The sequence below is a fragment of the Arthrobacter sp. HMWF013 genome, from assembly GCF_003061105.1.
GTDB lineage: Bacteria > Actinomycetota > Actinomycetes > Actinomycetales > Micrococcaceae > Arthrobacter.
In genome coordinates this window covers 1-2,556 of sequence record NZ_QAIQ01000434.1, presented here as the reverse complement: position 1 = coordinate 2,556, position 2,556 = coordinate 1, and the positions used below count along the sequence as shown (strand labels likewise).

Here is a 2,556-nt window from a genome sequence, read left to right as displayed (position 1 = left end):
GCCGTACGCTGCATCAACGTGGAACCAGGCGCCGTAAGCACGGGCCAGGGCGGCGAGTTCGGCGAGCGGATCAATGGCGCCGAAGTCGGTGGTCCCGGCCGTGGCCACCACCGCCATCGGCACCAGTCCGGCGTCGTGTGCTTCCGCCATGGCCCCCGCGAGGGCGGCGGGATCCATCCTGTGTTCGGCGGTGCACGGGACGGAGATCACGGCATCGAAGCCCAGGCCCAGTATGGAGGCCGATTTCTGGATGCTGAAGTGGCTGTCGGCGGACGTGAAAATCCGCAACTTTTCCAACAGGGCGGGCAGCCGGTCTCCGGCCCTGGCCGGTTCCTGCCGCAGCCCGGCGACGGCGTGGTTCCGGGCAATCAGCAGCGCCTGCAGGTTGGACTGGCTTCCCCCGGAGGTGAACACGCCGTCGGCAGCGGGCCCCAGCTGCAGCCGCTCCGTGGTCCAGTCGATCAGCCGGCGCTCGATCATGGTGGCGCCCGCGCTCTGGTCCCAGGTGTCCATCGACGAGTTCACCGCGGACAGGATGGCCTCCCCCACGAGCGCCGGGATCACCACGGGGCAGTTCAGGTGGGCGGCGTACTTGGCATCGTGAAAGTAGACGGCATCCCGGAGGTAGACGGACTCGAGCTCTTCCAGCGCTGCGGCGGTGTCCGGAAGCGGGCGGTCAAGATCGACCGCGCCGATGCGGTCCCTCATCTCGGAGGGTCCGACGCCGGTGAACGGGCGTGTGGTGCGGTCCAGTTTGGTGGCCACGGTGTTGACGCCCTGCAGCACCTGTGCCACGTAGCGGGTGGAGTTGCGTGAGTTGAACAGATGGTTGGTGGCCGCGAGGGCAAGCTCTACCCGCGAACCGAAATCGTGGCCGGGGAGGGCACGGTCCACCCGGTTCGGATCCGTGCGTATCTCGTCAACAGTTGGCAGCAGTGGCACAGGTCATCCTTAGGTCAACAGAAAGGGTCATTAGCAAGGCAAGCCTTACTTAGGACACCCTTTTAGTCAAACTAATGTGATGTATTTGTCCGGAATTGTCTGATCGTCGTTATTTTTGCGTCAGGAGCCTGTCATTGACTGGAAGATTCACCCGAGAGGAGCGATCACCAGCCCCCCCGGCAGGAGGTGCACATCAGTACTCGCCCTTGATCACGAAGTAGGAGCCACGGATGACACCTGCAAGCGGGCGGGAGCCAAAGACGATGTCCCGCTCTTCCTGGAGGATCCGGCTTACGCGGTCCACCACTTCAGGGACCTCGCCGGCAGGGCTGACGGTAAAAACGTGGCCGTACCTGGTGCTGTAATACCGGGCCTCGTTGGCGCGCAACCCCGCGAGCGCTCAGCGGTGCTGAGGCTTCCTGAGGCCGCTCCCCCGCGCAGCAGGATCAAGACCGCGTCATTAAGGACCCAGGTGCACACCACGATGTCCGTCGGTGACAACAGGCCTCACCACCCAAATGATGAGCACCGAAGCGTCTTGACACTCTGGTTTGCCTCTTATCCCGGGCCTATAATGGCCGAGTCTCCCCAGGCAGCGGCGACGCGCCACGATTACCGCACAGGCCCCCACCCGGAAAGAAGGGGGGCATACAGGAAGCCCCAACGAGCGGGACAACCAAGAGACGCGAACAATCACTTGGAAGGCTGGACGGCCATGAGACGATTCCTGGGACTGGGAATTGGTGTTGCGATGACCTGTGCTCTGATGACTGCGCTGAGTCCCGGTGCTGCCCGGGCTGTGACCGGACCGTGCATAGGTGCCCCCGCCGCCGACAGCACGACGTACACCGAAACCCGGCAGTTCGTGGATACTCAAGCGTGGTGGATGCCGGACGCCGACCAAGCCAACAACTCCACCACCAATACCGGCCATGTTCACTTGGGGGCATGCATCCCTGAAGGTGAAACGATCAGTTCGGGTAACCTCACGGTGAATGTGCGGGTGGTCCTCCACGACAACCCGGGCACGGCCAACTACGTCGCAATGGTGTTCAAGACCTCAGACACCGAAACGACCGTCCAGAAGTGTTACCTACGGGCGACAGCAGCAGACTTTACCTGCCCCGGCCCGTCCAGCACAGGGCAGGGCGACTTCGTGTGCTCCGGAACCTGTGAGCGCTGGCTGACGTTCTCGCGGCCAATTTCTGCATTCAACCATTCAGGCACGCAGGAAATCCGCTTTCGCGCTTTCGTCCCGGAGCCGGACGGCAACGAAATGCAAACCAGCTTCAACTGGCAGGCCAACATCGAGAACGGCAGGTCACTCTCCAACGTTTCGAGGAATGCGTTCCTTCGGGGCAAGGGTTGGTATACCCACGCCCTGTACTGTGAGGCCTCGGTCCGTGCAGTTCCCCTTCCAGACGGTCCGGTATCAGGAGTCTGGACTCCCGTGGTGGGCCTGTCCACCCACCCCGATGGCTCGCTCCCGACGACTCACTCATTTGTCTCGATAGACCCGGATTTCCACGCCGTTCCTTCCAAGCCCGGAATTGTGCTGTGGAATGCTGCAGGTCCACACGGACCCGACCCGTTCGGCGCCGCCCCCATCTCGAT

The 2,556-nt window shown here is 63.0% G+C and carries 3 protein-coding genes; 1 reads left to right on the top strand and 2 read right to left on the bottom strand.

The genetic code is table 11. The features are described from left to right. Together DBR22_RS15785 and DBR22_RS15780 are read right to left on the bottom strand one after the other, a co-directional pair. Nucleotides 1-942, bottom strand: a 942-nt coding sequence (locus tag DBR22_RS15785; protein WP_375134975.1) for a pyridoxal phosphate-dependent decarboxylase family protein, incomplete at its 3' end; no start/stop codon positions are given. A gap of 193 nt (nucleotides 943-1,135) precedes the next feature. Next, entirely contained in the window at nucleotides 1,136-1,330 is a 195-nt protein-coding gene (locus tag DBR22_RS15780) for a hypothetical protein (RefSeq protein WP_375134974.1), read from the bottom strand. Nucleotides 1,331-1,828: 498 nt separating this feature from the next. Here DBR22_RS15780 and DBR22_RS15775 point away from each other — a divergent pair. Beyond that, the coding region (locus DBR22_RS15775) for a hypothetical protein (protein ID WP_146187526.1) at nucleotides 1,829-2,556 on the top strand (728 nt) is incomplete at its 3' end.